This is a genomic window from Pseudomonas sp. B19125 (genome assembly GCF_044218855.1).
In the GTDB taxonomy this organism is placed as follows: Bacteria; Pseudomonadota; Gammaproteobacteria; order Pseudomonadales; family Pseudomonadaceae; genus Aquipseudomonas; species Aquipseudomonas edaphica.
In genome coordinates this window covers 4,175,514-4,201,034 of record NZ_CP162589.1, presented here as the reverse complement: position 1 = coordinate 4,201,034, position 25,521 = coordinate 4,175,514, and the positions used below count along the sequence as shown (strand labels likewise).

Sequence of the window (25,521 nt, the reverse complement as noted above, 5' to 3'; positions counted from 1 at the left end):
TCCCACGGTTTATGCATTTTTAAATCCCAAGTTTCCATCAGCTACTTGGGATTTTTTTTGCCTGGAGTTTGACCTCGGCATCACACTTCACTATCAGCGAACTCTGCACGCATGCGTCCATTGCGTTTGGCCTGATACAGCAACTTGTCGACCGACTCGACGAACGCCAGCAGGTCGCTGTTGGGCGTCACGGTATGCGTGCCCACCCCCAGGCTCAGGCTCAGCAACTTGGAAACCGGCGAAACGGCGTGTTCGATCTGCTGCTGGCAAATCAAGTGCAGGCAGCGCTGCGCCACTTGCCTGGCTGAGGCTGCGTCGGTTTCGGGCAGCAACCACACAAATTCCTCGCCGCCGATACGCGCAATAAAATCCCGTGGCCGGTTGGCCGCCTGCGACAAAGTGCGGGCCACCTGGCGCAAGGCTTCATCGCCCTTGATATGGCCGTAGTGGTCGTTGTACTGCTTGAAAAAGTCTATATCCAGAATAATCAACGACAGCGGCAATTGGCTGCGCAGGGCACTGGCCCATTCGCGTTCGAGCACGGTGTCGAACATGCGGCGGTTGGCGATGCCGGTGAGGCCGTCCTGGAAGGAGTATTCCTCCAGTTGTTTTTGCAGGCGGATCAAGTGCTCTTCGGTCTTCTTGCGCTCGCTGATATCGAACATAAAGCCAATCAAGGCTTCGACTTCGCCGTCCTTGCGCACCACATGCACCACATCGCGGATCCACACATACTCGCCGTTGGCCGTCAGTGCGCGGTAGTCGGCTTCGTGGTCCACGCCGGCACGCGATTGCGACACGCAAAAGTTCACCACGTATTCACGGTCGTCCGGGTGCATGCGTTCGACCCAATCATCCACGCTCACCCAGCTTTGCGGGCTCCAGCCCAGCAGCGTTTCGATCTGCGGGCCGATGTAGCTGAAGGTCATGCTCTGCCAGTCGATGCGCCAAGGGATGGCCTTGGTCGACTCCAGCAGGGTTTTGTACACGTCGCTGTCGGGCTGGCTCGGGGGAACGATGCTCATGGCGGGCGGCTCAGGGTGATGGCGAAAAGCCAAGAGCGTCTTTTGATACAGGTTGTGAGTCAAGCCCTTGCCAAAGCAGCAGACGAGAGGTCGTGTGTTGGGTTTCTGGCGCCAGTGCACCAGCGTTTACAGGGCGAAATGTGGCACAGCTATCACTTTTGAATTAATTGTTCAGTAGCAGGCAAAACCTTATCTATGCTGGTTGCATCACACCCACAGGGTCGAACCCAGGGATGGGGGCTCAGCATGATTGCGCTCGACGAACTCAATAAGATCATGGCCGCGGGCTTCCTGCCGCTGGCCTGTGATTGCAGCCTCAACAGCGACGGCTCGCTGCGCATCAGGGTGTTCGAGCCAGCGTCGGGTCGCGTCGATCTGCTGTTGACCCGGGTCTCGCCCCAAGGCCTGGACAGCATCCGTTCCATCTCAAACCTTATTGGCGAACTGCGCACCGAGATCAAGGCCGGGCGGCGTGGTTTTGCGGCAGTCGGTTAACTGTTGACGCTGCTGGTGGGGGCGGTGTCAGCGCCATAGTAGCGCCAGCAGCAATGCCGATGTTCCGGCAGGATTACGCAGCCGCTGAGGCTGACGATCAACAGGGCGGCAACCAGCATAGAGAGTCGACGGGGCATGATATTTCCTCATTGTGTGTTTTGCGTTACCTGTTGAACGCCACCACCTGCACAAATCCGTCGCGATGCTTTCAAACATTTCATCCAGCGTTTTCTTCCCTTGAGCAATACTCCCATCGTCGAGAAACAATTCACCGTTCTCGCGACGGATTTTCCTGTGCCCAGCGTTCAACCCATCAGATGCGAACATTTTCGTCCGCCGTATGAAGGAGTTGCCATGAACCCTCTGGCCAAATTGCGCTATGCCTTGTTGGTCCCGCTGGCCTTCGCCGCGCTTGTCAGCACCCCGACCTTTGCCCAGACCGAAGTGATCATTCGCCAGGCCCCACCGGCCGAACGCGTTGAAGTGATCCCGGCTGAGCGCCCGGGCTTTGTCTGGGACCGTGGCCACTGGCAATGGGAACGTGGCGCGTATGCCTGGGTGCCGGGCCACTGGCAGGAAGTGGTGCGTAACGCACGCTGGGAGCCTGGGCACTGGGAATCCCGTGGCCCCAACTGGTACTGGCGCAAAGGGCACTGGATTCGCTGAAACCTCTTAGCCCCCGGACCGAGTATTACCTGATTGAAAGACACTGATCCGGACGTTGAGCTACTGGCACGTATCGGCAACAACGAACCTGCGGCCGTCAACGAAATGGTGACGCGCAAGCTGCCGCGCCTGCTTGCGCTTGCCGGGCGGCTGCTGGGGGATGCCGACGAAGCCAAGGACGTGGCCCAGGAAAGCTTCCTGCGCATCTGGCGCCAGGCGGCCAACTGGCGCCCCGGCGAAGCGCGTTTTGACACTTGGCTGCACCGCGTGGCGCTCAACCTGTGCCATGACCGCTTGCGCCGGCGCAAGGAACGCCCGTTGAACGAGGATGAAGCGCTGGAACTGGCAGACAGCGCACCCTCGCCAGATGAACAGTTGGAAACGGCGGACCGCAGTGCAAGGATGGCCGCCGCCCTGGCGGCCTTGCCCGAGCGCCAGCGTGAAGCCATTGTGCTGCAGTACTACCAGGAGCTGTCGAACATCGACGCCGCGGCCCTGATGAACATCAGCGTCGAGGCACTGGAGAGCCTGCTGTCGCGGGCCCGACGCCAGTTGCGCAGCCAACTTGCCGACACACCCGGGCTCGCCCGCCCAGGAAGGGGAAAACCATGACACCTGAACGCTTTGCGCACTTGGCTGACGCCTACGGCGCCAGCCTGCATCGCTGGCCCAGCGCCGAACAAGCCGCCGCCCAGGCACTGCTCGACAGCGGCAACCCACGCGCGCGCGAGGCGTTGCGCGAGGTCGGTTGGCTCGACGCCCAGTTGGACAGCCATCAGTTGGTGTTCAACGAACCGGCGCTTGCACGACAGATTCGCGAGTCTGCACCGCGACGGCCGTCGTTCTGGGCACGCTATGCCAACTGGCTGTCGCCTGCCGGGTTGGTGGGCGTGGGCATTGCCGGCATCGCCGCCGGGGTACTGGTGGCGTCACTGAGTGTGCCGTTGCCGATGCTGTCATCCGACGTGCTGCCCAGCGTCTTCGATCAGGGCGACGCCGATGTCGTCTTCACCGTCAACGCCGAGGAAACCGAGCAATGACCCCAACATCCCTTAAACCCTGGCTGGTTTTCTCGGTATTACTCAATGTGTTTTTGATCGGTGGCGTGGGCGGCGGCCTCTATCACTGGATGGCTACCGCCAAGCCCGCAGAAGCGGTGGTCAACCAGCACGGTCTGCGCCAGGCGATGATCAAGTTGCCGATGGAGCGGCGCAAGGAATTGCGCCAGTTGTTGCGCCACAACCGCGCCGACAGCCAGCCGCTGATCATGGCCGGTCGCGAAGCACGCCTGGGGGTGATCAAGCAGCTGGAAGCGCCGACGCTGGATCGCGATGCGCTGGTCACTGAACTGGCCAAGGCCCGCGAGGCAGATGCGGCGCTCCGGGCATTGGTGGACGCGACGCTGGCGCAGTTTGCGAGCAATTTGCCCCAGGATGAGCGGCAAAAACTGGTCGAGGCGCTGTACCAGCGCGGGCAGGCCAAAAACCGCGAGAAACTGCCGCAGGTGGCGGGGACTAGACCGCGTTCCTGAGCGGTTGCTCACATCCAGCTGATGCCATGCGATCCAAGTGTGGGAGCTGGCTTGTCGGGTCGCCGCATCGCTGCCTGCGTATCGAGTGCGCCGACGGAGTATTGCCACGAGCGTGTTGGCCTTGCGTCTCGACTCGCTGCAAGCGCTTGGGTACCTTGAGCACGGCGGCGTGTTGCCGTTTGTGATCCGTTAGACTGTGCAACGGACCCGTCAAGGAGCGCTCGATGATTGACCCGCAAGTACTGCAACAGTTGGCCCCGGATGGCGTACTGCGCGCCGCTATTAACCTTGGTAACCCGGTGCTGGCGCAGCGCGGCGCCGACGGCGAGCCGCAGGGTGTGTCGGTGGCACTCGCACGCGCGCTGGCCGAGGAGCTGGGCGCCAGCCTGGAGCTGATCACCTTTGACGCCGCCGGCAAGGTCTTTGCCGCCTTGGCCGAAGACGTGTGGCGCGTGGCGTTCCTGGCGATCGAGCCGGTGCGTGAGCAGCAAATCGCCTTCAGCGCACCGTATGTGGCGATCAAGGGCACGTACCTGGTGGCGGCTGATTCGGCGCTGACCCAGGTGGCGCAACTGGATGCGCCGGGCAAGCGTATCGCCGTGGGACAGGGCGCGGCCTACGACCTGTACCTGAGCCGAACCGTGCAGCACGCCGAACTGGTGCGTGCGCCCACTTCTGCGGCGGCGGTGGACTGGTTTATCGAGCAAGGCCTGGATGCGGCGGCGGGGGTGCGGGATTTTCTGCAAACCCGTGTGTCTGCGCACTGGCGCCTGCTTGACGATAACTTCATGACCATTCACCAGGCCATGGCCGTTCCAGTGGCGCATGCAGCCGCTGCCGCGTTCGTCAAATCCTTTGTCGAACGGCAGAAAGCCAAGGGTGGAGTCAAGCGCGGTTTGCTGGACAGCGGGCAGAGTGCGGACTTACAGGCGTCGTAGGAACGACTTGACGATGTGGCGGGTGGCGTCGGTGGTGTCCAGTTCGTCCATGGCGCCGTAAGCGTGCCACCGGCAGTCAATGATCTCGTTGCAAGGGCGCGCCTCGCTGATGTTGACCACCGAGGCCTCGAACACGTGATGCACGGTGTCGCGGGCCTTCAGCTCCTGCAAGTACAACAAACCATCCACATTCAAGCCGGTTTCTTCTTCCAGCTCGCGTGCGGCGGCGCCGACCGGGCGCTCGTCACGCTCGACCTTGCCGCCCGGCAAGGCCCATTTCGAGCGGGCCTTGCGCACGAAGAGGATATGCCCCTGGTGTTCACAAATTACGGTTGCACGGATTTTCAATGTCTACACCTGCCTGGCTCAATGGCTGTCATGAAAGTGTAATGCAATTGTCATGCTGATTCAGGCTGGCAAGCACCAGCGGTGATGTGGATACTGCCCCCTTGATGAAAACGGACGAGGACAACTGATGAATACCGTACGTTGGGGCATGATTGGCTGTGGCAGTGTCACTGAATTAAAGAGTGGACCCGCCTTCTACAAAGCGCCAGGTTCGGCGCTGGTGGCCGTGATGGGGCGCCGTGAAGAAGCCGTGCGTGATTATGCGGCACGCCACGGCATTGCCCGTTTCTATACCGACGCCCAGGCCTTGATCGACGACCCTGAAGTGGACGCGGTGTACATCGCCACACCGCCCGACAGCCACCTCGAATACAGCCTGATGGTGGCGGCAGCCGGCAAGCATTGCTGCGTCGAAAAGCCCATGTCGTTGAATGCCGAGCAGAGCGCCTTGATGCAGCGCACCTTCGAGCGGGCCGGGCTGCACTTGTTTGTCTCTTACTACCGCCGTTCGTTGCCGCGCTTTCAACAAGTACGCGACTGGCTGCAGGCAGGGCGCATTGGCGAGTTGCGCCACGTGACCTGGAGCCTGTGCAAGCCACCGGCGGCCGCTGATGCCAGCGCTGCCAACTGGCGCACCGACCCGACTATTGCCGGCGGCGGCTACTTTGCCGACCTGGCGAGCCATGGGTTTGATTTGTTCCAGTACCTGGCCGGCGATATCGTCGAGGTCACCGGGTTTACCGCGCGCCAGGCTGGCAATTATGTGGCTGAAGATGCGGTAACGGCTTGCTGGACTTTCGCGAATGGCGCGCTGGGCATGGGTTGCTGGAACTTTGTCGCAGACCGGCGCGAAGACCGCGTGGAGCTGATCGGCAGCCGCGGCCGCATCACCTTTGCCGTGTTTGAAGACCAGCCGTTACGCCTGGAAGGTGAGGTGAATGAGGTGCTGGAAATACCCTGCCATGAACATATCCAGTGGCATCACGTACTGGCCATGAATGCGCATATTTGTGGCGAAGCCGAACATCCGTCACTGGCGATCGAGGCGCTGAAGACCGACCGGATCCTCGATAAGGTGTTACTCCGTAACCCTAATTTGCCGGGTTAACGGGGATATACCTGTTTTTTCTCTCAGGAATAGGCAAATGAAATATTGGATGCTGTTGTGGCTGTTACTGGCCACCAATGTGCTGGCGGCCCCGCGTAGTCAGGGGACGCCTGGGGAGTTTGATTTTTATGTGTTGTCGCTGTCATGGTCGCCGACGTTCTGCCTGACGCACCCTGGCAACGAGCAATGCACGGGCAAAGGCTACGGGTTTGTGTTGCACGGGCTTTGGCCGCAGTACGCCAAGGGCGGCTGGCCCGCGTCGTGCGATACGCAATCGCGATTGTCGGCGGCGGACCTGGCCAAAGGTGCGCTGATCTTCCCCACGCAGGCGTTGCTCAAGCACGAGTGGGCCAAACACGGCACCTGCAGCGGGCTGGACGCTTCGCGTTACCTGGAGGCCACCGATACGGCCTTGGCCAACGTGCAGATTCCGCAGCAGTTGCAGCCGTTCAATGTGCCCAATTACATGGATGCACAAGCGATCGAGAGCCTGTTCCGCCAGAGCAACCCGGCCATGGGCAACCATGGCATGGCGGTCATTTGCAAAGGCAAGGTGCTGTCTGAAGTACGCGTGTGCCTGAGCAAAGAGCTGCGTTTTGCCGGCTGCCCCCGCAGTGTTAAGAGCCAATGCAGGGGCGGTGATATCCGCATTCCGGTTCAGCGTTGATCAACGGTCGGGGTGCAAGGCGATGGCGCCAACCGCCGTTGCACTCGACGCGCCGGCGCGATCCGCCAGGTAACGCGCCGGGGGCTGGCCCACGGCTTTACGGAACATGGTGATAAAGCCGCTGGCGTTCTCATAACCCAGGTCCAGCGCTACCCGTTGCACGCTTTCACCCTTGGCCAGGCGTTGCAGTGACAGAATCACATGTAACTGCCGGCGCCAGCGGCCGAAACTCAAACCCAGCTCCTCCAGCAGCAGGCGCGTCATGCTGCGCTCGCTCATGCCGATGCGCTGTGCCCATTGTTCGAGCGTGGACTTGTCGGTGGGGTCTGCCAGCAAACTGTCGGCAAGGCGCCGCAGTCGCAGGTCCTGGGGCATGGGCAGGTGCAAGTCTTCAATGGGGGCTTGGGCCAGTTCGTCCAACAATGTGTTGATCAAGCGTCCCTGCGCACCGTTTTCCTCGTACAAGTGCGGAAAACTCACCGCCTTGCTGATCAACTCATGCAACAGCCCGGACACGGCTAACGTGCAGCCTTGGGTGGGCAGAGCGCCGGCGGCGTCCGGGTCGATCAGCAGGCAATACACCTCAGCCTCCCCGGCACCCCGCGCGGCATGGGCCAGGCCGCCGGGAATCCAGAGTGCGCACTGGGGCGGCACGATCCAGATGCCGGCCTCGATCTGGCAATGAATCACCCCGCGCAGGGTGTACATCAACTGGCCTTTGCGGTGCGAGTGCGGCGTATGTTCCCAACGCTCGGACGTGCTGGTGGCGCCTACGGCGACCACTGCGCGCGGGATCAGGTCGGCGTCCCTGGACCGGGACAGGTCGCGTTCTTCAAGGCGGTGGCGTTGCATGGCGGATTCGCTATTTGGCCGAATTGCGAAATATTCTGGCTATTCTGTGCAATGCCGTCCAGTCGCAAGATCTCTATAGTGAGAGCCACTCTCATTTAGGAGCTTTGCCATGCGACTCGACAGTTCAACCTTTCCCGTGGTGAAAATCGTGTTTGACGCGCCTAACGAAGGCGGCCCGGAGGATGCTTTTGCGGTGTTCGAAAGCCTGCTGGCTCGCCAGCAAGCGTTTGTGCTGCTGCACGAAAAAGCCGTCGACGAAAACAACCACGAGCACTCTCACGAGGAGCGTAAACACGCCTCGATCTGGATGAAAAAAAACAAACAGGCGCTGCGCACTTACGTCAAAGGCATGATCCAGGTGGAACCCAGCGCCGCGCAACGCCTGGCCCTCAAGCCGTTTGCGCTGATGTTCGGCAAGGCCTGGGGCTACCCGCTGCTGGTGGTGGAATCCAGGGACCGCGCCTGGGCGCTGGCGCGGGATGTACTCGATGAGCAGGTGTCGGATGTGGCGCATTTTTGATGTGCCCGATCGTTGCGCTATCGTTCCCATGCTCCGCGTGGGCATGCATCCTGTGACGCTCCGCGTCACGACTTCAGGTGCGGGACGCGGAGCGTCCGAGGCGGCATTCCCACGCAGCGCGTAGGAACGATCAAGGGGGTGTCCTCGCGGACGCATTAAAGTATCCTCCGCGCCCCGCTTATCACTGATTCAATAAGAATGACCGGACAAGACATGCAGGCACTGCTGGAATCGATCCTGAGCGAAGTTCGCCCCCTGATCGGCCAGGGTAAAGTCGCCGACTACATTCCCGCACTCGCCGATGTACCTGCCAATCAGCTTGGCATCGCCGTGTACGGCAACGATGGCTCGGCCTATTGCGCAGGCGATGCCGACACGCTGTTCTCGGTACAGAGCATCTCCAAGGTGTTCAGCCTGGTGCAGGCCATCGACCATGGCGGCGAAACCATCTGGGAGCGCCTGGGCCACGAGCCTTCGGGGCAACCGTTCAATTCCATGGTGCAGCTGGAGTTCGAACGCGGCCGCCCGCGCAATCCCTTCATCAATGCCGGCGCCCTGGTGATCTGCGACATCAACCAGTCACGCTTCGCCGTGCCGATTTTGTCGATGCGTGACTTTGTGCGGCGCCTGTCGGGTAACCCGCAAATCCTGGTCAACAGCGTCGTCGCCGACTCCGAGGCCCAGCACGGCGCGCGCAACGCGGCCATGGCCTATTTGATGAAGTCCTTCGGCAACTTCCACAACGACGTCGACGCGGTGCTGCACAGTTACTTCAACTACTGCGCGCTGCAAATGAGCTGCCTGGATTTGGCCCGGGCATTCAGCTTCCTGGCCAACGAGGGCGTAAGTGCCCACAGTGGCGAGCAGATTTTGACCGCGCGCCAGACCAAGCAGGTCAACTCGATCATGGCCACCAGCGGGCTGTATGACGAGGCGGGCAACTTTGCCTACCGTGTGGGTTTGCCGGGCAAGAGTGGCGTCGGCGGCGGAATTGTCGCCGTGGTGCCGGGGCAGTTTACGGTGTGCGTGTGGTCGCCGGAATTGAATGCGGCGGGGAACTCGCTGGCGGGGATGAAGGCGTTGGAGTTGCTGAGCGAGCGGATTGGGTGGTCGGTGTTTTGAGTGCCTGGGGATTCACGCTGATGCATGAATCCCCTTGCTGATCAGGACTTACGAGGCTTCACGAACAGATCAAGCATCAAAAACAATGCCCCGGCTGTAATTGCGATATCGGCAATATTGAACACGCCGGTATGTGTTGGCCCCACGTTCAGCACCATGTAATCCACGACATGCCCGTCGCGAAACACACGGTCGATCAAGTTGGCGATACCGCCCAAGGCAATTGCGTAAAGCGGCAAGACTTTACGCAGCGGCTGGCTCCAGTTGGAAAGCGACCACCACATGGCCCACGTCACCACGACGGCTACGCCAACGATAAAGATCAGCTGTTTGACCTGCGGCGGCAATGCGGCGCCCAGGCTGAGGAAGGCGCCTGGGTTGAGGCTCAGTTCCAGCGCAAGGTTGAGAGGGCTGGAGCCAATTTTGAAGCTGCTGGCTTGCAGCGAAACCAGGGCCAGCAGTTTGACTAGCTGGTCCACGGCAATAAAGGCAATGCCGGCGAGGAGGGCGAAGGTGCGGCTTCGTAGAAGGGGCGAGGTACTCAAGCGGTAACTTCCTGTTCCGGTCTGTCGATAGAGCGCCCGAAGATAGCTCAGGCGCTCTACCTCGTCCATCTTCAGGCGGCTGGGTGGGCCACGTTCAGGGCTTTGTCCACCAGCAACTGCACACCTTCGAGCATGCGGCAGATGCCCAGCGCGACATTGCGTTGGGAGCCGTCGATTTCAAACGCCAGGTGGTTGGCGATATCGCTGATGGACGCCAAGTCCTGGGAAGCGTTGACCAGCAGGGTTTCGGTGCCCAGGTCGGCGCGCACGGTGAAGATGCCTTCACTGGGTTCGGGAATGGGTTTGCCGGGGTTGAGGTAGTGGGCGATCGCACGGTAGGCCACTTCGTGCAGGGTGCTGGTGTCGTAGTCTGGCTGGCCTGGGGGATTTGGGCTGTCTTTGATCATGGTGAAGCTCCTTTATAAATGGAGCTGCCACGATTCGCGGTCAAACGAATTAGGGTGGCAGCTATACGCGGGTTGACCGACCGGCTAAAGAAGCAAATCCGGCATACCCGAAGGTATCCCGCGTACAGCTGCCGCGACACGATACATCAGGCGTAAAAAAAACGCCCAGGATCGGTGTGGGTGCAGTTGCTCTTTAAAGTCGGACGGTCAAATCCGGCCGCTGAATTGGCAGCGACGGCACAGAGATTAGTCAGCCCACTTCCGACCGACAACCTGAAACCACTGTGGGAAATATCTGAACGCACACGATCTCCTGTGGGAGCTGGCTTGCCTGCGATAGCCATAGGTATCTACACAACCGGTTAACACGAAGTCTGTGGCAGGTGGGCTGTTGTGGCGAGCAGGACAAGCCTGCTCGCCACAGGAGAAATAGGCTGCTTTTAAAAGTTGTGTAGATACCTATGCTGCGATAGCAGTGTGTCAGTCAACCCATGCGGTACTGAAAGGCCGTCATCGCAGGCAAGCCAGCTCCCACCTATTGATCTTCATCGGTTTTGAGGTTGATCGTTCACAACGCGTGGAAACGATCTTCAGGCGGCTGGGTGCGCTACGTTCAGAGCTTTGTCCACCAGCAGTTGCACACCTTCGAGCATGCGGCAGATGCCCAGCGCGACATTGCGTTGGGAGCCGTCGATTTCAAACGCCAGGTGGTTGGCGATATCGCTGATGGACGCCAAGTCCTGGGAAGCGTTGACCAGCAGGGTTTCGGTGCCCAGGTCGGCTCGCACGGTGAAGATGCCTTCACTGGGTTCGGGAATGGGTTTGCCGGGGTTGAGGTAGTGGGCGATCGCACGGTAGGCCACTTCGTGCAGGGTGCTGGTGTCGTAGTCTGGCTGGCCTGGGGGATTTGGGCTGTCTTTGATCATGGTGAAGGTCCTAAGATTAAGTGGAGCTGCCAACGTTCGCGGTCAAGCGAAGAGGGTGGCAGCTGTACACGGGTTGACCGACCGGCAATCAAAGGAAATCCGGCATACCCGAAGGTATCCCGCATACAGCCACCGCAACACGATACCTCAGGCGTGAAAAAAACACCTGAAATAGGTTAGAGCCAAGCTGTACTTTAATTAATCGGACGGTCAAATCCGGCCGCTGAATTGGCAGCGACGGCACAGAGATTAGTCAGCCCACTTCCGACCGACAACCTGAAACCACTGTGGGAATTATCTGAACGCACGCGATCTCCTGTGGGAGCTGGCTTGCCTGCGATAGCAGTGTGTCAGTCAACCCATCCGGCACTGAAAGGCCGCTATCGCAGGCAAGCCAGCTCCCACAGGTTGATCTTCATCGCTCGTTGATGGCGAGTGTCATACCTGCGAGCTATGAACCAGGCGCAAACCAGCGTATCCAGCCCGCCCATAACAGCATGAGCACGCCGACACACAGCAGTACGGCGTACACCGGCCGTACGCGGCGGGCGCGGTCTTGCAGTGCGCCAAGGGTGCAGAGTGCAATGAGCAGCGCGAACACCCAGCGGGGCAGGTGGGCGGTGATGCCTAAACGGTTTCGTGCCCGTGGCTTGATCGGCGAAGTGTTGCGGGTTGCGGGTTTTGGCCGGTTCATAGACGAGTCCTTTCGCTCATGATGAATGGGTGAGCCAATCGATGATTGCGCTCTCGACTGGCTAAGCTAGCGCAGTTTGTGGGAGGCGTAACCTGTGAGAATTGACAGTTTTTTGAACTGTTTTGGCATTCACCGGAGATTCAATGTGGGAGCTGGCTTGCCTGCGATAGCAGTGTGTCAGCCAACCCATGCGGTACTGGAAGATCGTTATCGCAGGCAAGCCAGCTCCCACAGGTTGATCTTCATTGGGGTGGAGATTTGCGTTTGTTCCAAACAAAAAATGCGCCCCAGAGGGCGCATTTTTTTGTTCGGTCAGCAATCACCTAATCAAGCAATCGCATCCCAAGCCCGATCACCGTGCTCGTCTTTAATCCGAGTCGGCAAGCCCATCACGTCCAGCGCCTTCAGGAACGGCTCAGCCGGCAGTTCCTCAACGTTGGCCATGTGTTTCACATCCCACTCGCCACGCGCTACCAGCAGCGCAGCGGCTACCGGAGGCACGCCTGCGGTGTAGGAGATGCCTTGGCTGTCGGTCTCGGCAAAGGCTTCTTCATGGCACGCCACGTTGTAGATGAACATCTCACGTGGCTGGCCGCCTTTGGTGCCTTTGACCAGGTCACCGATGCAGGTTTTGCCGGTGTAGCCGGGGGCGAGCGAAGACGGGTCGGGCAGCACGGCCTTGACCAGTTTAAGCGGTACGACTTCCAGGCCTTCGGCGGTGGTGACCGGTTTTTCGGAGAGCAGGCCGAGGTTTTTCAATACGGTGAACACGTTGATGTAGTGTTCGCCGAAGCTCATCCAGAACCGCACGTTGGGCACGTCGAGGTTTTTCGAGAGCGAGTGCACTTCATCGTGGCCGGTAAGGTAGAGGTTCTGCGAACCGACGACCGGCAGGTCGTCGGTGCGTTTGACTTCGAACATGGTGTTGCTGGTCCACTGGCTGTTCTGCCAGCTCCACACCTGCCCGGTGAACTCGCGGAAGTTGATTTCCGGGTCGAAGTTGGTGGCGAAGTATTTGCCATGGCTGCCGGCATTGACGTCGAGAATATCGATTGAATCAATGCGGTCGAAATGCTGTTGCTGCGCCAGCGCGGCATACGCGTTGACGACACCCGGGTCGAAGCCCACGCCAAGGATGGCGGTGATGTTCTTCTGTTTGCACTCTTCCAGGTGGTTCCATTCATAGTTGCCGTACCACGGCGGGGTCTCGCAGACCTTGCCCGGCTCTTCGTGAATGGCGGTGTCCAGGTACGCAACGCCCGTGTCGATGCAGGCACGCAGTACCGACATGTTGAGGAACGCGGAACCCACGTTGATAACGATCTGCGACTCGGTCTCGCGGATCAGGGCCTTGGTCGCTTCCACGTCCAAAGCGTTCAGCGCAAAGGCCTGGATGTCGGCGGGCACCTTGAGGCTACCCTTGGCCTTGACGCTGTCGATGATGGCCTGGCATTTGGAGATGTTGCGCGACGCGATAGCAATACGACCGAGTTCGTCGTTGTGCTGCGCGCACTTGTGGGCCACCACCTTGGCGACACCTCCTGCACCAATGATAAGAACGTTCTTTTTCAATTGCTTTATCTCTCCTTTATCCGCCAGCTTACGAAAGGCTGGACAGGTAGTCGTCGTAACCAAATTCACGAACCACCTCGACTGTACCGTCGAGTTGTTTCACTACGATGGACGGCATTTTCAGGCCGTTGAACCAGTTTTTCTTGACCATGGTGTAGCCTGCGGTGTCGATGAACGACAGCCGATCGCCGATGGCCAGCGGACGATCAAATTGATACTCGCCGAAGATGTCCCCGGCCAGGCAGGATTTGCCGCACACCATCACGGTGTGTTCGCCGTCGCTCGACGCTAATTTGGCGTTGAGGCGGTAGATCAGCAAGTCCAGCAGGTGAGCTTCGATGGAGCTGTCGACCACGGCGAGGTTCTTGCCGTTGTAGAGGGTGTCGAGCACGGTGACTTCCAGCGAGGCGCTGTTGGTGATCGCTGCTTCACCCGGTTCCAGATACACCTGCACGCCGTACTGCTCGGAGAATGCTTTCAAGCGCGCGCAGAACGCGTCCACGGCATAGTCTTCACCGGTGAAGTGGATGCCGCCGCCAAGGCTGACCCACTCGACCTTGTGCAGCAGCGCGCCGAAGCGTTCTTCGATGGTGCCGAGCATTTTGTCGAACAGGCTGAAGTCGCCGTTCTCACAGTTGTTGTGAAACATGAAGCCCGAGATTTGATCAATCACGCCTTCGATCTTCACCGGGTCCCATTCGCCCAGGCGGCTGAACGGGCGCGCCGGGTCGGCGAGCAAATAGTCGGAGCTGCTCACCTGCGGGTTGACGCGCAGGCCGCGGGTCTTGCCTTCGCTGCGTTCGGCAAAACGTTGCAGTTGGCTGATGGAGTTGAAGATGATCTTGTCGCAGTTCTCCAGCATCTCTTCGATTTCGTCATCGGCCCAGGCCACGCTGTAGGCGTGCGCTTCACCTTCGAACTTCTGGCGACCGAGCTTCAATTCATACAGCGACGACGAGGTGGTGCCGTCCATGTATTGCTGCATCAGGTCAAACACCGACCAGGTAGCAAAGCACTTGAGCGCCAGCAAAGCCTTGGCGCCGGACTGCTCGCGCACGTAAGCAATCTTCTGCATGTTGACCAGAAGCTTCTGTTTATCGATGAGGTAGTACGGCGTTTTGATCATTTTTGAGAGCCTGCGGCGGTGCCTGCCAAAAAAGGACACGCATTGTGCCCGCACTTGGATCAGATCGAAAGGTTAGCGGGCGGATTTGCTGAACCCTACGTCGCAATAAAGACATTCTCGTGAACCCTGGCTGCCATTAAACCGTCATCTCCCTGGCACCGTCCTGCCACATTCCCCCGTTACTGTCCTCGCCAATGAGATCGATCTCAAGCGAGTGACAATGACTGATTTGAAAGACGTTGCGCAGTTGGCCGGTGTATCCCGCGCCACTGCCGCCCGCACCTTCGCCTCCCCGGAGCAGGTGCGCGAGGCCACCCGTGAGCAGGTGTTCGCTGCTGCCCGTGAGCTGGGTTTTCGGCCCAACCTGCTCGGCCGCCAGTTGCGCCTGCAAACCACCCATCTGATCGGTGTGGTGGTGCCCAACCTGCTCAACCCGGTGTTTGCCGAACAGTTCCAGGCCATGGAGCGCGCAGCGCGGCTGCGTGGCTACAGCTTGTTGCTGGCGACCACCGATTACAGCTGCGAGCGCGAAAGCGTGGTGGTCGAAGAGCTGCTGCGCCAGCGTGTGGATGGCTTGGTGCTGACCGTCACCGACGCCGAGAGCAGCAGCGTGCTGAACAGCCTGGCTATGGAGCAAACCCCGTTTGTGCTGGCTTACCACCAGCCGAGCAACCCCGGCTACAGCGCGGTGTCGGTTGATAACCGCGCGGGCATGGCGCTGGCCACGCGGTATTTGCTTGAGGCCGGGCACCGACGCATCAGCATGGTCGCCGGGCCTGCCTTGCAATCGGACCGTGCGCGACTGCGCTACGCCGGGTATTGCGATGCGATGAAAGCGTATGGCCTTCAACCGCGCGCCGTGATCGAAATGCCGGCGCACACCCAGGCCGAATTTGCCGCGATCCAGCCGTATCTGCAAGGCCCGGACGCGCCCACGGCGTTGGTGTGCTCTAACGATTTCCTGGCCATCAGCCTGATCGCCGAACTGCGCCGCAATGCCTGGAATGTGCCCGAGCAACTGTCGGTGATGGGCTTTGACGGTATCTCCCTTGGCACCCAGATGCACCCGACCCTGTGCAGCGTGGTGCAGCCCATTGCACTGCTGGCCAGCACGGTGATTGACCAACTGCTGGCGCAAATCGCCGGTAACGCCCCGATTTCCCATTGCTTGCCTTGCCATATCCGGCCGGGCGAAAGCACTCAACCCCATGAGGAGCCCCTCGATGCGCGCATTCAGTAAAACCCTGGCCGCTGTGTTGCTGTGCGGTGTGGCCAGCCTGGCCCAGGCCGCCGAAACCGCGATTTGCTACAACTGCCCGCCGGACTGGGCCGACTGGGGCACGCAGCTCAAGGCCATCGCCGCCAGCACTGGCGTACAGGTGCCGCTGGACAACAAGAACTCCGGCCAGTCGCTGGCGCAACTGGTGGCGGAAAAGGCCGCCCCGGTCGCTGACGTCGTGTACTACGGCGTGACGTTCGGTTTACAAGCGCAAAAAGCCGGGGTGGTGGAGGGTTACAAACCCCAGGGCTGGGAGCAGATTCCCGCAGGCTTGAAAGACCCCGAGGGCCGATGGTTCGCCATCCATTCGGGCACCCTGGGCATCATGGTCAACGTCGACGCGCTCGGCGGTTTGCCGGTGCCGCAGAGCTGGGCCGATCTGCTCAAGCCGCAATACAAAGGCATAGTCGGCTACCTCGACCCCTCCAGCGCATTCGTCGGCTACGTGTCTGCCGTGGCCATCAACCGTGCCTTGGGCGGCGACCTGGATAACTTCGCCCCGGCCATCGACTATTTCCAGAAACTGGCGAAAAACGCGCCCATCGTGCCCAAGCAAACCGCCTATGCACGGGTGCTGTCCGGTGAATTGCCGATCCTGGTGGATTACGACTTCAACGCCTACCGTGCCCGCTACAAGGACAACGCCAATGTTGCCTTTGTGATTCCGCAAGAGGGCAGCATCAGCGTGCCGTATGTGATGAGCCAAGTGGCCAATGCGCCGCATCGCGCCAACGCCGAGAAGGTGCTCGACTTCGTGCTCTCGGACCAGGGCCAGGCGCTGTGGGCCAAGGCGTACCTGCGCCCGGTGCGCCCGGTGAAAATGCCGGCCGAGGTCGCCGCACAGTTCTTGCCCGACAGCGATTACGCCCGCGCAGGTGTCGTGGACTACCAGAAAATGGCCGCGGTGCAGGAAGCCTTCGCCGCCCGCTACCTCAACGAGGTCAAGTAAGTGGCAACTTCGACCCGACACGCGGCCTGGGCGCTGGCCCCGGCTTTTGCGGTGCTGCTCGCCTTTTGGCTGTTGCCGTTGGCGCACCTGGTGGTGTTGGGCGCCGACAGCCGTGACAGCAACGGCAGCGGCTATTGGCAGGTGCTGAGCAGCGCGCAATACCTGGGCAGCCTTGGGCAAACCCTGATGCTTGCGATGGTGGTGACGCTGGTCGCGCTGTTGATCGGTGGCATCAGCGGTGTGTTTCTGGCACGCCAGCAGTTTTTCGGGCGTTCGGCGTTGGTGGCGCTGCTCACGTTTCCCTTGGCATTTCCTGGCGTGGTGGTGGGCTTCCTGGTGATTCTGTTGGCGGGGCGTCAAGGCTTGTTTGCGGCGCTGGGGATGCACTTGGCCGGTGAGCGCTGGATCTTTGCCTATTCGTTGGCGGGGTTGTTTGTCGGCTACCTGTACTTTTCGATCCCACGGGTGATTCTCACGGTGATGGCTGCGTGCGAAAGCCTCGATCGCAGCCTCGAGGAGGCCGCGCATTCGTTGGGCGCGGGGCATTGGCGCGTGGTGTGTGACGTGATCGTGCCGGGCTTGGCGCCGGCGCTGGCTTCTTGCGGGGCCATCTGCTTTGCCACCTCCATGGGCGCTTTCGGCACGGCCTTCACCCTGGGTACACGCCTGAATGTCACACCGGTGGCGATCTACAACGTGTTCACCAATTACGCCAACTTTGCCGTGGCAGCCGCGCTGTCGGTGGTGCTCGGCGCGGTAACCTGGGCGGTGCTGTTGCTGACACGACGCCTGGTTAAAAACGCGGGGACTGTCCTGTGAAGCGCTCATCGCTGTTTGTGATTCAACTGCTGTTCACCCTGCTGGTGTGCGCTTTCATGCTGGTGCCGGTGTTGATGTCGTTGTTGGCCGGGTTGACGCGCAATTTCTTTGTCGGCCTGTCCAGCGGCTTGACCTTCGATTGGCTGATCCAGGTGTGGCAGGCCTACTCGCCGACGGTGTGGCTGTCGCTGCAATTGGCGCTGGCCTGCGCGGTGTGCGTCTGTGTGTTGGGTGTGCCCGCAGCGTATGCGTTAGTGCGCATGAACAACCGCTTCAGCCGTGCGTTCGAGGAACTGATGGTTCTGCCGGTAGCGATGCCGGGGCTCGCCAGTGCGTTGGCGTTACTGCTGACCTACGGCCAGTTCGGCACCTTTCGCAGCAGTTGGCTGTTCATTCTTGTCGGTCACGTACTGTTCACGCTGCCGTTTCTGGTACGCCCGGTGATGGCGGTGATGCAACGCCAGCACCTGCCAGTGCTGGAAGAGGCCGCCGCGAGCCTGGGGGCCGGGCCGATCAAGCGTTTTTTCAGTGTGGTGGTACCCAACTGCCGGGCGGGGATTCTGGCGGGCGTACTGATGGTGGTCACCCTGAGCCTGGGTGAGTTCAACCTGACGTGGATGCTTCACACGCCGATGACCAAAACCTTGCCGGTCGGTCTGGCCGACAGCTATGCCTCGGCGCGCCTGGAAATCGCCAGCGCCTACACCCTTATCTTTTTGCTGATGATCGTGCCGCTGCTGATTGCGTTGCAGGCCATCAGTGCTCGTTTGTCCCGTGGAGAGCGTCGATGACTGCTATCACTATCCGCCTGAAGGGCTGTCGCAAGGCGTTCGCCGACGGCACCGTGGCCGTGCATGACTTGAACCTGACCGTCGAAGGCGGTGAAACCCTGGCGATTCTCGGCCCGTCCGGCTGTGGCAAAACCACCACCCTGCGCCTGATCGCCGGGCTGGAACGCCCGGACGTGGGGCAGGTGTTTTTCGGCGGCCAGGACGTCACCCGCCTGCCGATCGAGCGCCGCGATGTGGGCATGGTGTTCCAGAATTACGCGCTGTTTCCCAACCTGGATGTGGCCGGGAACATCGTCTATGGCTTGAAGATTCGCGGCCTGTCGCCCGTTGCGCGCAACAAGCGTTGTGAAGAACTGCTGGAACTGGTGGGTTTGCAGCACCACGGCAAACGCAGCATCCACGAATTGTCCGGGGGCCAGCGCCAACGCGTGGCCCTGGCGCGAGCCTTGGCGCCGCGCCCCAAAGTGCTGTTGCTGGACGAGCCGTTGGCAGCCCTGGATGCGCAATTACGCGAGCGTTTGCGCAGTGAGTTGGATGAGCTGTTGCGTGGGTTGGGCATCACCTCGGTATTTGTCACCCACGACCAAGGCGAAGCCATGGCCCTGGGCGATCGCATCCTGGTCATGGAGCGGGGCCGTGTTGCGCAACTGGCCAGCCCGCGGGAGATCTACCAGCAACCGGCCAATGCGTTCGTCGCAGGCTTTGTCGGCAACCTCAATGCCTTTGTGGTGCTTGATCGCACCGCCCGCGGCCTGAAAGTCTGCGGCGGCGAGTTGCCGTGGCACAGGGCTGACTCGCCGAGCACCGTCTATTGCCGGCCCGAACACTTGCGGGTGATGGAAGACGAAGGGCACGTGCACGGCCATCTTGTGGCGCAATTCTTCCAGGGTGCACAAAGCCGCCTGCTGGTGGATGTCGGTGGCGCCCAACCGCTGCTGGTGGACAGCAGCGACAACCTATTGCACAGCGTCGGCGCACCGATTGCCCTGGCGATTGCGCCACACAAGTTATTTACCCTCAATGCTTGAGAATTTACTGTGAACCGTCCGTTTGTTGTTGCCCAGATCAGCGACCTGCACCTGAAAGCCGGTAATCGCCTCACCTATGGCGTGGTCGACACGCTGGGCGCACTGCGCCGTGCCGTCGACCATCTGAATGCCAGTGACCCACGGCCCGACATCGTGGTGGTCAGCGGCGACCTGGTGGATTTTGGTCGCGCCGATGAATACGCCGTGCTGCACCCGGAGCTGTCGCGCCTGCACATGCCTTGCTATGTGGTGCCGGGCAACCATGACACGCGTGGGCCGTTGCTGGATGCATTCGGCGATCACCGCTATTTGCCGACGTCGGCGGATGGCCCGCTGGACTGGGTTGTGGATGAGCACCCGTTGCGCTTGATCGGCCTCGATTCGACCATCCCCGGTGGCCATGGCGGGCAGTTGCTGGAAAGCCAGTTGCAGTGGCTGGACGCGCAATTGGCGCTGCGCCCGCATGTACCGACCCTGCTGATCCTGCATCACCCGCCGTTTATCAGCGGCATCGGTCATATGGACCGTGAACCTTTTATCAACGCGGCTGCGCTGGAAAAGGTCGTCTCCCGTCACCCACAAGTGGAGCGTCTGTTGTGCGGCCATTTGCACCGCCCGATGCAGCGGCGTTTTGGCGGCAGCCTGAGTTGTGTCTGCCCCGGCACCTCCCACCAGATCGTGCTCGACCTGCAAGACGCCGCGCCCGCGCATTTCAACCTGGAGCCGGCGGGTTACCTGTTGCATCGCTGGGATGAACAGCACGGGTTGATCAGCCACAACGGTGTGTTCGGGGACTACCCGGGGCCCTATCCGTTTTATGACGCCCATGGATTGATTGACTGAGGTTTCACGGAGGTCCACTTCCTTACAACCAGGTAATTGAACGTTAGTTAACGCAGCGACCCACGCAAGTTTGGTCGCGTGCATCCTGCTGCCCTTTTTTGCGCCCGGAACTTGGATTCCGCGCCGGAGTTCGCCTTGATGAAAGCCACTTTGAATGTTTTAAGCGTATTGACCGGCGGCTTGGGCATTGCCCTGAGCCCCTTGGCCTCGGCTGACTTTCTGAACGACAGCAAAGCCAACCTGAACATGCGTAACTTCTATTTCAACAACGATAACCGCGACGGCACCGCCGCGCCGTCGAAGACCGAAGAGTGGGGCCAGGCCTTTATTCTCAACTACCAGTCGGGCTTTACCGACGGCACCGTAGGCTTTGGCCTGGATGCTATAGGCATGCTCGGCCTGACCCTCGACAGTGGTGCCGGCCGCCATGTCGGCAGCTCGATGATCCCCAACGATGACGGCAAAGCCGCCGACAGCTGGGCCCGTGGCGGTGCGACCGCCAAGGCGCGTTTTGCCAAGAGCGAGCTGCGCTACGGCTACCTGCGCCCAAACCTGCCGATTCTGGTGAGCAACGATGGCCGTCTGTTGCCACAGTCTTTCGAAGGTGGGCAGATCACCAGTAAAGACATCGACAACCTGACCTTGATTGGCGGCCAACTGCAACACACCACCGGCCGCGGGTCCAGCGACCGCAGTGGCCTGGCAGCGGCAGGCGGCACCCAGGAAAGCAATAAATTCAACTACGCCGGTGCCGACTATCAAGTAAACAAGGACCTGCTGGTGCAGTACTACTACGCCAACCTTGAAGACTATTACCAACAACACTTTGCCGGGCTGATCCATGTGTTGCCGTTGGGTGACTACGGCTCACTGAAAACCGATCTGCGTTATTTCAAGACCACCTCCGACGGCAAAAACAGCAGCGCCGCCGGCCGTGCAGAAGGCTATAAGTTCAGCGGCTATACCAAGAACGGCACGGGGGAGATCGACAACAACACCTGGAGCGCCGCGTTCATCTATTCGCTCGGCCCGCACGCCATTACCGCCGGTTACCAGCAAGTCTCGGACGACAGCAACTTCGCCCAACTCAACCAGGGCGGGCTGGTGAATAAAGGGGAGGGCGGCTCCAGCCTGTACCTCTACACCGATCGTACCGTGCAAACGTTTATCCAGGCCGGTGAACGCACGGCCTTCGCCCAATACGCCTACGACTTCGTCGCGCTCGGCGTGCCCGGCCTGAAAGCGTCGGTGATGTACTTGAAGGGCGACCACATCCTCACCGCCAGCGGCAACAACGCCAGCGAATGGGAACGGGATATCTCCCTGGACTACGTGGTGCAAAGCGGCCCGTTCAAGAACGTCGGGTTCGGCTGGCGCAATGGCGTGTCGCGCAGCGAAGTCGCGCGGGACCAGGACCAGAACCGGGTATTTGTGAATTACTCGATTCCGTTGATGTAAGGCTCAAGGTCCGGTGACGCCCGGCACAAGCGATTTCGCGTGGGTTGCTGTGCCATTGGTTATCTGATGAAAGCCGCAGCGCAGATAAAACGCTGCGGCTTCTGGTGTATCGGTGGTCAGGTGCACCTGTTGAAAATGTGCCGCTGCGTGTTCCAATAACCGTTGCACCAGCGCCTTGCCAACGTTGTGTCTGCGCATTGAGGGGGCAACGTATACGCGGCGTAACCGGCCGGTGTCTGGATTGGAGTACGGATCACGTGAAACACCTCCGATCGCAATCAACAGGTCGTGACGAAACACGCCCAATAGGCACTCACCAGGTTTGTCAAACCGCAGGGTGCCGTTTTCCCATTCGCTGACAAGCCGGGTCAAAAATCTGACCGCATTGGATGATTCTATCGTTTGGCCGGCTGACACTCTACCTGTGGCGAGGGAGCTTGCTCCCGCTGGGGCGCGCAGCGGCCCCGATTTAATGTGTAGCGGGCGCCCAGGGACTCACTACAGAGTGTGGCTTCGGGACTGCTGCGCAGCCCAGCGGGAGCAAGCTCCCTCGCCACGTGTGCGCCAATCAACCACAAACGTTCAAGATTGCGCACCACCCCGCTCAGTAGACTCGCCCGACTTCTTCTACTGCAGGTTCGCCATGGACATTTTCCTTTACGCGTTCAGCGTCATGTACAGCCCCGGTCCGGTCAATTTGATGGGCCTCAATGCCGGGCTTACGGGCAAATTGCGTCGCTCCAGCGGTTTCTACATCGGCGTGGGGTGCGCGATGCTGCTGATGTTCGTGCTGTTTGGCTACACCGGCGAAGCGATCATCTCCCAGGCGGCGCTGCCGTATATTTCTTTGATTGGCGGTGTGTACACGCTGTACCTCGCCTACCAGGTGTTCACCGCACGTACCGAAGTGGATGACGCCCCAAGCACGCCTGCCAAAACCTTGACCTTCTGGAATGGCCTGGTGATCCAGTTGCTCAACCCCAAGGGCATCGTCGCGGTGTTGCCAATCACCAGCGTGATGTTGCCGGCGGCGCATATCACCGGGGCCTCGATCTTTGGCGTGTCGGCCTTACTGGGGCTGGGGGCGGTCGGAGCGCCGTGGGTTTACGCATTGTTGGGCGCACTGTTGGGGCGGCGGATCAACGGGGCGGCGGCGTTTACCTGGTTCAACCGCTGCATGGGGCTGGCGTTGGCCGGGTGTGCGTATTTCATGTTTCACGCGTTCTACCTGCACGTTATTGCGCCTTGAACCCGGTGGCGCGCAGTTTCAGGCCACAGGGCGCTTGAGCTCAATGGCATCAAGGCTTTTCCAGCGGTACAGCATCACCGAGATCGCGCAGTTGGCGACAAAGATCCCGTTGATGTTGTACCCGACAGCTTGTTGCGCACTTGGCTATTGGAGTCGCTGAAAACCTGGGCAAGACGGTGGATCATCAGGTAAACCCTATGTGCAATGGTGCGACCGCGCGCAAGCTTGCGCAGCCCATGTGGGAAACTTGATGGATATTGCCGACGTCGATGATGAAGTCTGTACGGTTTTTTTTGTGTTAAGTGTTGGAGAGGACGATGACGAGCATGAACGAACAATCCGCCGAGGCAGTGATCGCGTTCTGGAAGCAGGCAGGGCCAAAACGCTGGTTCGCCAAGGACGACGCGTTTGACGCAGCCTTTCGCGAGACCTTTCACGCCACGCATATGCAAGCCGCCCGGCGTGAGTTGGAAAGCTGGCTGGATTCGGCGCAGGGTGCGCTGGCCTTGCTGATTTTGCTGGATCAATACCCGCGCAATGCGTTTCGCGGCACGGCACATATGTTTGCCACCGACCCGCTGGCGCGTTTGTATGCGCGGCGGGCGGTGGACGCCGGGTTGGATCAACAGATCGAGCCCGAACTGCGCGCCTTCTGTTATCTGCCGTTTGAACATTCCGAAGACCCGGCGGACCAGCAGCGTTCGCTGGCGCTGAACCAGTATTTGGATGCCAGCACCTACCATTGGGCCAAGGAGCACGCGGATATCATTGAACGGTTTGGGCGGTTTCCCCATCGCAACGCGGTATTGGCAAGGGCAACCACCCAACCCGAGCATGAGTTTCTCAAGGCCGGTGGTTTCGCCGGCTAGGCCGTGATCGTTCCCATTGCGTGGGAGCGATCATGGGCCTCCTAGACCTCGGTGGGTGCCAAGGCTGCCTTGGCGCCCACCGGACGAAAGCGCCGCAACCCCTTGAGGTCGACCGCCCAGCGCAAGGCTTCGGTGGCCGACGGGCGCTGGCCATGGCTGATTGCGCTGTCATCCTGAGTGAGCGTGCCGAGGTAACCCTGGGCACCGCCGCGCTCGCTCCAGTAATGGGTGTGGCTGAGCCAGGAGCGGGCGAGCCAGCCTTTCCAGGTGCCTACGGTGACGGGTAAATCCAGCACGCCTGCACCCATCACCGGCTTGACCGGGCCGCCGACGATATCGCCAAACAAGCCGTAGGGCGCGGGAAAGTAGAGGTTGGTCCAGCGCGTCACGGCAAACGCCGCAGCATGGTGCAGGTACTGCGGGGTAAACGGTTTTTGCCCAAGCATCACTGGCTTGCGTGCGTTATAGCCATAGCCCTTGGTGTCTTCGGTCGGTGGGCAGGCCGGCGCTTCGCGGCGTTCAATGCGTTTTTTGAAGTCACTCACACTGCGGCCCAACAACAGGCTGGCGTGGGCCATCGGGCTGCCGACGGTGACCAGGTCGCTGATGCGCCACGGATTGCCCAGGCCGCGTTGCTCGATAAATGCCTGGGCCTGCTGCTCGCGGAACCTCAAGGTGCTGCCCAGGCTGCCATCGAGGGCGGCGCCGGCGTTGGGCAATGCTTCATTAATCACCGGTTGCAACGTGGCATTGGCGGCATAACGGCTGGCCAGCTCGCGGTTGCTGGGGATCACCTGGGTCAATTGGTCGTGGTGTTCATGCCACAGGTAACCGACGATGTCGTAAGCAATCACGCTGCCCAGGCTGTGGCCGACGACGATGATACGGTCGTAGTCGCCCTGGTTGTGCAGGGCGCGCAGCAACGCCACCCCGTCTGCGCGGATCTGTTCGCGAATCACCACGTTCTGCGGGTTGGGACTCAAGTAGCGCGCCGCATCGCCGAGGTAAGACAGCGCTGAATAGCGCAACCCTAGCCCGATGGCGCCAAGCAGCAGTGGCAACAGTGCGAACGGATTGTCACTGGGCTCGAACCCGCCCCAGGCCGTGGCTAGAGTGCCACTGGCAATCAGCAGCAGGAGCACCATCAGCGTCCAGCGCGTGGTGCGCCAGATCGGCACGATGGCCTCGGGAATGTCACGGCGCGGGCGTTTGAAAATATCCCATAGCCAGCCCAGCAGGTGACCGACCCTGGTGCCCTGCATCTTGTGGGCCCAGTAGTATTCATAGAAGTCCGTGGAGGTGCGACCTGACGACTTCAGTACGCGCAGATCGAAATTGCGCGAAAGCCGGTCTGGCTTGCTCCAGTAAAACGGTGTGCCATCGGGCGGGGCGGCAGGGATCATCGCTTCGACGAAGCCGCGTAGCGTGTCCATTGGGCGCTGTTCGCCGATGCCGTGGATAACCACAACTGCTTGTTTCATAAGCTTATCTTCCTTGAAAGCTATGGGGGTAATGCGACGAATACCGGTGCGGTTTTGCTTCGTAGCCAAGAGCTATGATATTGCCATCAATGCGACTGATTCCGCCAGGAATGCACTCGGTGCGCCAGACACTTTTTACGCCAGCCCTGTTAATTCTGACAGTAGACGGGGTATTGGATTCGGCGTGTAGTGCTGTGAGTCCGCCCAGGTGAG

At 60.4% G+C, this 25,521-nt stretch carries 30 protein-coding genes and 1 pseudogene; 19 read left to right on the top strand and 12 right to left on the bottom strand.

Going from position 1 to position 25,521, the window contains the following annotated elements; all coding sequences use genetic code 11:
* Positions 1-80 precede the first annotated feature (80 nt).
* Positions 81-1,025: a sensor domain-containing diguanylate cyclase gene (locus tag AB4P96_RS18960; protein WP_017136884.1), complete on the bottom strand. Its 945-nt coding sequence runs from the start codon at positions 1,023-1,025 to the stop codon at positions 81-83.
* Between the two features lie 246 nt (positions 1,026-1,271).
* Here AB4P96_RS18960 and AB4P96_RS18955 point away from each other — a divergent pair, with 246 nt between their 5' ends.
* A complete protein-coding gene (locus tag AB4P96_RS18955; protein WP_017136883.1) occupies positions 1,272-1,520 on the top strand; it encodes a DUF1652 domain-containing protein in 249 nt (82 codons plus the stop codon).
* Here AB4P96_RS18955 and AB4P96_RS18950 read toward each other — a convergent pair.
* The gene (locus AB4P96_RS18950) at positions 1,517-1,657 is read right to left on the bottom strand and encodes a hypothetical protein (RefSeq protein WP_017136882.1); all 141 of its coding nucleotides are present in this window, start codon (positions 1,655-1,657) and stop codon (positions 1,517-1,519) included. The two genes, AB4P96_RS18955 and AB4P96_RS18950, sit on opposite strands and share 4 nt — an antisense overlap.
* A 217-nt stretch (positions 1,658-1,874) precedes the next feature.
* Here AB4P96_RS18950 and AB4P96_RS18945 point away from each other — a divergent pair, with 217 nt between their 5' ends.
* From AB4P96_RS18945 to AB4P96_RS18925, 5 genes are all read left to right on the top strand, one after another.
* Positions 1,875-2,186 carry a YXWGXW repeat-containing protein gene (locus AB4P96_RS18945; RefSeq protein WP_017136881.1) on the top strand — a complete coding sequence of 104 codons (312 nt, stop codon included), beginning with the start codon at positions 1,875-1,877 and terminating at the stop codon, positions 2,184-2,186.
* Between the two features lie 33 nt (positions 2,187-2,219).
* The gene (locus AB4P96_RS18940) at positions 2,220-2,798 is read left to right on the top strand and encodes an RNA polymerase sigma factor (RefSeq protein WP_017136880.1); all 579 of its coding nucleotides are present in this window, start codon (positions 2,220-2,222) and stop codon (positions 2,796-2,798) included.
* Positions 2,795-3,226 carry a hypothetical protein gene (locus AB4P96_RS18935; protein ID WP_099547787.1) on the top strand — a complete coding sequence of 144 codons (432 nt, stop codon included), beginning with the start codon at positions 2,795-2,797 and terminating at the stop codon, positions 3,224-3,226. The genes AB4P96_RS18940 and AB4P96_RS18935 overlap by 4 nt, the downstream gene beginning before the upstream one ends.
* Positions 3,223-3,717 (top strand): periplasmic heavy metal sensor, encoded by a 495-nt coding sequence (locus tag AB4P96_RS18930; protein ID WP_017136878.1) that lies wholly within the window; start codon positions 3,223-3,225, stop codon positions 3,715-3,717. The genes AB4P96_RS18935 and AB4P96_RS18930 overlap by 4 nt, the downstream gene beginning before the upstream one ends.
* A gap of 224 nt (positions 3,718-3,941) precedes the next feature.
* The gene (locus AB4P96_RS18925; protein WP_017136877.1) at positions 3,942-4,655 is read left to right on the top strand and encodes a transporter substrate-binding domain-containing protein; all 714 of its coding nucleotides are present in this window, start codon (positions 3,942-3,944) and stop codon (positions 4,653-4,655) included.
* On the opposite strand, the gene AB4P96_RS18920 is transcribed toward AB4P96_RS18925, so the two are convergent.
* Positions 4,641-5,003 (bottom strand): NUDIX hydrolase, encoded by a 363-nt coding sequence (locus AB4P96_RS18920; protein ID WP_017136876.1) that lies wholly within the window; start codon positions 5,001-5,003, stop codon positions 4,641-4,643. The two genes, AB4P96_RS18925 and AB4P96_RS18920, sit on opposite strands and share 15 nt — an antisense overlap.
* 127 nt (positions 5,004-5,130) lie before the next feature.
* Here AB4P96_RS18920 and AB4P96_RS18915 point away from each other — a divergent pair, with 127 nt between their 5' ends.
* Together AB4P96_RS18915 and AB4P96_RS18910 are read left to right on the top strand one after the other, a co-directional pair.
* Entirely contained in the window at positions 5,131-6,111 is a 981-nt protein-coding gene (locus AB4P96_RS18915) for a Gfo/Idh/MocA family protein (RefSeq protein WP_099547789.1), read from the top strand.
* Between the two features lie 37 nt (positions 6,112-6,148).
* Entirely contained in the window at positions 6,149-6,778 is a 630-nt protein-coding gene (locus AB4P96_RS18910; protein ID WP_099547790.1) for a ribonuclease T2, read from the top strand.
* Here the strand turns inward: AB4P96_RS18910 and AB4P96_RS18905 are convergent, their stop codons facing one another.
* Entirely contained in the window at positions 6,779-7,630 is an 852-nt protein-coding gene (locus tag AB4P96_RS18905) for an AraC family transcriptional regulator (protein ID WP_395599930.1), read from the bottom strand.
* Between the two features lie 109 nt (positions 7,631-7,739).
* Here AB4P96_RS18905 and AB4P96_RS18900 point away from each other — a divergent pair, with 109 nt between their 5' ends.
* Both AB4P96_RS18900 and glsB read left to right on the top strand, forming a co-directional pair.
* Positions 7,740-8,150 carry a hypothetical protein gene (locus tag AB4P96_RS18900; protein ID WP_017136873.1) on the top strand — a complete coding sequence of 137 codons (411 nt, stop codon included), beginning with the start codon at positions 7,740-7,742 and terminating at the stop codon, positions 8,148-8,150.
* Positions 8,151-8,363: 213 nt separating this feature from the next.
* A complete protein-coding gene (gene glsB, locus AB4P96_RS18895; RefSeq protein WP_017136872.1) occupies positions 8,364-9,272 on the top strand; it encodes a glutaminase B in 909 nt (302 codons plus the stop codon).
* A 41-nt stretch (positions 9,273-9,313) separates the two neighbouring features.
* Here the strand turns inward: glsB and AB4P96_RS18890 are convergent, their stop codons facing one another.
* From AB4P96_RS18890 to AB4P96_RS18865, 6 genes are all read right to left on the bottom strand, one after another.
* Positions 9,314-9,817, bottom strand: coding sequence for a signal peptidase II (locus AB4P96_RS18890; protein ID WP_169987747.1), 504 nt, complete (start codon positions 9,815-9,817; stop codon positions 9,314-9,316).
* Positions 9,818-9,888: 71 nt separating this feature from the next.
* Positions 9,889-10,224, bottom strand: a complete 336-nt coding sequence (locus tag AB4P96_RS18885; RefSeq protein WP_017136868.1) for a DUF6124 family protein — start codon at positions 10,222-10,224, stop codon at positions 9,889-9,891.
* 590 nt (positions 10,225-10,814) lie between these two features.
* Positions 10,815-11,150 (bottom strand): DUF6124 family protein, encoded by a 336-nt coding sequence (locus AB4P96_RS18880; RefSeq protein WP_017136868.1) that lies wholly within the window; start codon positions 11,148-11,150, stop codon positions 10,815-10,817.
* Between the two features lie 451 nt (positions 11,151-11,601).
* Positions 11,602-11,844 (bottom strand): hypothetical protein, encoded by a 243-nt coding sequence (locus tag AB4P96_RS18875; protein WP_395599929.1) that lies wholly within the window; start codon positions 11,842-11,844, stop codon positions 11,602-11,604.
* Positions 11,845-12,171: 327 nt separating this feature from the next.
* Positions 12,172-13,416 carry a saccharopine dehydrogenase family protein gene (locus AB4P96_RS18870; RefSeq protein WP_017136866.1) on the bottom strand — a complete coding sequence of 415 codons (1,245 nt, stop codon included), beginning with the start codon at positions 13,414-13,416 and terminating at the stop codon, positions 12,172-12,174.
* A gap of 28 nt (positions 13,417-13,444) precedes the next feature.
* A complete protein-coding gene (locus AB4P96_RS18865) occupies positions 13,445-14,542 on the bottom strand; it encodes a carboxynorspermidine decarboxylase (RefSeq protein ID WP_176991912.1) in 1,098 nt (365 codons plus the stop codon).
* A gap of 220 nt (positions 14,543-14,762) precedes the next feature.
* Here AB4P96_RS18865 and AB4P96_RS18860 point away from each other — a divergent pair, with 220 nt between their 5' ends.
* The 7 genes from AB4P96_RS18860 to AB4P96_RS18830 all read left to right on the top strand — a co-directional run bounded on the left by AB4P96_RS18860 (position 14,763) and on the right by AB4P96_RS18830 (position 21,709).
* Complete coding sequence (locus AB4P96_RS18860) at positions 14,763-15,782, top strand: LacI family DNA-binding transcriptional regulator (RefSeq protein ID WP_017136864.1); 1,020 nt, start codon at positions 14,763-14,765, stop codon at positions 15,780-15,782.
* Positions 15,766-16,770 (top strand): ABC transporter substrate-binding protein, encoded by a 1,005-nt coding sequence (locus tag AB4P96_RS18855; RefSeq protein ID WP_395599928.1) that lies wholly within the window; start codon positions 15,766-15,768, stop codon positions 16,768-16,770. Before AB4P96_RS18860 ends, AB4P96_RS18855 begins: the two co-directional genes overlap by 17 nt.
* Positions 16,771-17,589: an iron ABC transporter permease gene (locus AB4P96_RS18850; RefSeq protein ID WP_138454108.1), complete on the top strand. Its 819-nt coding sequence runs from the start codon at positions 16,771-16,773 to the stop codon at positions 17,587-17,589. It begins immediately after the preceding gene.
* Positions 17,586-18,380, top strand: a complete 795-nt coding sequence (locus AB4P96_RS18845; protein ID WP_017136861.1) for an ABC transporter permease — start codon at positions 17,586-17,588, stop codon at positions 18,378-18,380. Before AB4P96_RS18850 ends, AB4P96_RS18845 begins: the two co-directional genes overlap by 4 nt.
* Entirely contained in the window at positions 18,377-19,408 is a 1,032-nt protein-coding gene (locus AB4P96_RS18840; protein WP_395599927.1) for an ABC transporter ATP-binding protein, read from the top strand. The genes AB4P96_RS18845 and AB4P96_RS18840 overlap by 4 nt, the downstream gene beginning before the upstream one ends.
* Before the next feature lie 9 nt (positions 19,409-19,417).
* The gene (locus AB4P96_RS18835) at positions 19,418-20,251 is read left to right on the top strand and encodes a phosphodiesterase (RefSeq protein WP_099547799.1); all 834 of its coding nucleotides are present in this window, start codon (positions 19,418-19,420) and stop codon (positions 20,249-20,251) included.
* Positions 20,252-20,389: 138 nt separating this feature from the next.
* The gene (locus AB4P96_RS18830; RefSeq protein ID WP_017136858.1) at positions 20,390-21,709 is read left to right on the top strand and encodes an OprD family porin; all 1,320 of its coding nucleotides are present in this window, start codon (positions 20,390-20,392) and stop codon (positions 21,707-21,709) included.
* A 3-nt stretch (positions 21,710-21,712) separates the two neighbouring features.
* On the opposite strand, the pseudogene AB4P96_RS18825 reads toward AB4P96_RS18830, so the two are convergent.
* Positions 21,713-22,087, bottom strand: a pseudogene (locus AB4P96_RS18825) (GNAT family N-acetyltransferase); the annotation flags it as partial.
* Between the two features lie 265 nt (positions 22,088-22,352).
* On the opposite strand from AB4P96_RS18825, the gene AB4P96_RS18820 reads away from it, so the two are divergent.
* Positions 22,353-22,958 carry a LysE family translocator gene (locus tag AB4P96_RS18820; RefSeq protein ID WP_099547802.1) on the top strand — a complete coding sequence of 202 codons (606 nt, stop codon included), beginning with the start codon at positions 22,353-22,355 and terminating at the stop codon, positions 22,956-22,958.
* 326 nt (positions 22,959-23,284) lie between these two features.
* Positions 23,285-23,827: a DUF924 family protein gene (locus AB4P96_RS18815; protein ID WP_026013690.1), complete on the top strand. Its 543-nt coding sequence runs from the start codon at positions 23,285-23,287 to the stop codon at positions 23,825-23,827.
* A gap of 41 nt (positions 23,828-23,868) precedes the next feature.
* On the opposite strand, the gene AB4P96_RS18810 is transcribed toward AB4P96_RS18815, so the two are convergent.
* On the bottom strand, positions 23,869-25,308 hold the full coding sequence (locus AB4P96_RS18810; RefSeq protein ID WP_395599926.1) for a hypothetical protein: 1,440 nt from the start codon (positions 25,306-25,308) through the stop codon (positions 23,869-23,871).
* Positions 25,309-25,521 lie beyond the last annotated feature (213 nt).

What these genes read in the sequence shown, in the direction of transcription:
- AB4P96_RS18840 (WP_395599927.1), top strand. Translation starts at nt 18,377, where the DNA reads ATGACTGCTATCACTATCCGCCTGAAGGGCTGTCGCAAGGCGTTCGCC.
- AB4P96_RS18880 (WP_017136868.1), bottom strand. Translation starts at nt 11,150, where the DNA reads ATGATCAAAGACAGCCCAAATCCCCCAGGCCAGCCAGACTACGACACC.
- AB4P96_RS18885 (WP_017136868.1), bottom strand. Translation starts at nt 10,224, where the DNA reads ATGATCAAAGACAGCCCAAATCCCCCAGGCCAGCCAGACTACGACACC.
- AB4P96_RS18875 (WP_395599929.1), bottom strand. Translation starts at nt 11,844, where the DNA reads ATGAACCGGCCAAAACCCGCAACCCGCAACACTTCGCCGATCAAGCCA.
- AB4P96_RS18830 (WP_017136858.1), top strand. Translation starts at nt 20,390, where the DNA reads ATGAAAGCCACTTTGAATGTTTTAAGCGTATTGACCGGCGGCTTGGGC.
- AB4P96_RS18915 (WP_099547789.1), top strand. Translation starts at nt 5,131, where the DNA reads ATGAATACCGTACGTTGGGGCATGATTGGCTGTGGCAGTGTCACTGAA.
- glsB (WP_017136872.1), top strand. Translation starts at nt 8,364, where the DNA reads ATGCAGGCACTGCTGGAATCGATCCTGAGCGAAGTTCGCCCCCTGATC.
- AB4P96_RS18955 (WP_017136883.1), top strand. Translation starts at nt 1,272, where the DNA reads ATGATTGCGCTCGACGAACTCAATAAGATCATGGCCGCGGGCTTCCTG.
- AB4P96_RS18815 (WP_026013690.1), top strand. Translation starts at nt 23,285, where the DNA reads ATGAACGAACAATCCGCCGAGGCAGTGATCGCGTTCTGGAAGCAGGCA.
- AB4P96_RS18905 (WP_395599930.1), bottom strand. Translation starts at nt 7,630, where the DNA reads ATGCAACGCCACCGCCTTGAAGAACGCGACCTGTCCCGGTCCAGGGAC.
- AB4P96_RS18925 (WP_017136877.1), top strand. Translation starts at nt 3,942, where the DNA reads ATGATTGACCCGCAAGTACTGCAACAGTTGGCCCCGGATGGCGTACTG.
- AB4P96_RS18945 (WP_017136881.1), top strand. Translation starts at nt 1,875, where the DNA reads ATGAACCCTCTGGCCAAATTGCGCTATGCCTTGTTGGTCCCGCTGGCC.
- AB4P96_RS18910 (WP_099547790.1), top strand. Translation starts at nt 6,149, where the DNA reads ATGAAATATTGGATGCTGTTGTGGCTGTTACTGGCCACCAATGTGCTG.
- AB4P96_RS18950 (WP_017136882.1), bottom strand. Translation starts at nt 1,657, where the DNA reads ATGCCCCGTCGACTCTCTATGCTGGTTGCCGCCCTGTTGATCGTCAGC.
- AB4P96_RS18860 (WP_017136864.1), top strand. Translation starts at nt 14,763, where the DNA reads ATGACTGATTTGAAAGACGTTGCGCAGTTGGCCGGTGTATCCCGCGCC.
- AB4P96_RS18810 (WP_395599926.1), bottom strand. Translation starts at nt 25,308, where the DNA reads ATGAAACAAGCAGTTGTGGTTATCCACGGCATCGGCGAACAGCGCCCA.
- AB4P96_RS18900 (WP_017136873.1), top strand. Translation starts at nt 7,740, where the DNA reads ATGCGACTCGACAGTTCAACCTTTCCCGTGGTGAAAATCGTGTTTGAC.
- AB4P96_RS18855 (WP_395599928.1), top strand. Translation starts at nt 15,766, where the DNA reads ATGCGCGCATTCAGTAAAACCCTGGCCGCTGTGTTGCTGTGCGGTGTG.
- AB4P96_RS18865 (WP_176991912.1), bottom strand. Translation starts at nt 14,542, where the DNA reads ATGATCAAAACGCCGTACTACCTCATCGATAAACAGAAGCTTCTGGTC.
- AB4P96_RS18820 (WP_099547802.1), top strand. Translation starts at nt 22,353, where the DNA reads ATGGACATTTTCCTTTACGCGTTCAGCGTCATGTACAGCCCCGGTCCG.
- AB4P96_RS18930 (WP_017136878.1), top strand. Translation starts at nt 3,223, where the DNA reads ATGACCCCAACATCCCTTAAACCCTGGCTGGTTTTCTCGGTATTACTC.
- AB4P96_RS18935 (WP_099547787.1), top strand. Translation starts at nt 2,795, where the DNA reads ATGACACCTGAACGCTTTGCGCACTTGGCTGACGCCTACGGCGCCAGC.
- AB4P96_RS18960 (WP_017136884.1), bottom strand. Translation starts at nt 1,025, where the DNA reads ATGAGCATCGTTCCCCCGAGCCAGCCCGACAGCGACGTGTACAAAACC.